1 protein-coding gene is annotated in these 270 nt (G+C 65.2%); it reads left to right on the forward strand.

All coding sequences use genetic code 11. The features are described 5' to 3' along the window. A partial coding sequence (locus tag FLQ44_RS17640) for a SufD family Fe-S cluster assembly protein (RefSeq protein ID WP_439144944.1) occupies positions 1-270 on the forward strand: 270 nt, incomplete at both ends.

Consider the following 270-nt stretch of genomic DNA (forward strand, 5'->3'; position numbering starts at 1 on the left):
TGGTGCCGGTGGCGGACAACTACTTCGCTGCGCTGAACTCGGCGGTGTTCTCCGACGGCAGCTTCGTGTACATCCCCAAGGGCGTGCGCTGTCCGATGGAGCTCAGCACCTACTTCCGCATCAATGCGGCCGAGACCGGGCAGTTCGAGCGAACCCTGATCATCGCGGAAGAGGGCAGCCACGTCTCGTATCTGGAGGGCTGCACCGCGCCCATGCGCGACGAGAACCAGCTGCATGCGGCGGTGGTTGAGCTGGTCGCGATGGAGCGCG

It is taken from the genome of Vogesella mureinivorans (assembly GCF_007644035.1).
In the GTDB taxonomy this organism is placed as follows: domain Bacteria; phylum Pseudomonadota; class Gammaproteobacteria; order Burkholderiales; family Chromobacteriaceae; genus Vogesella; species Vogesella mureinivorans.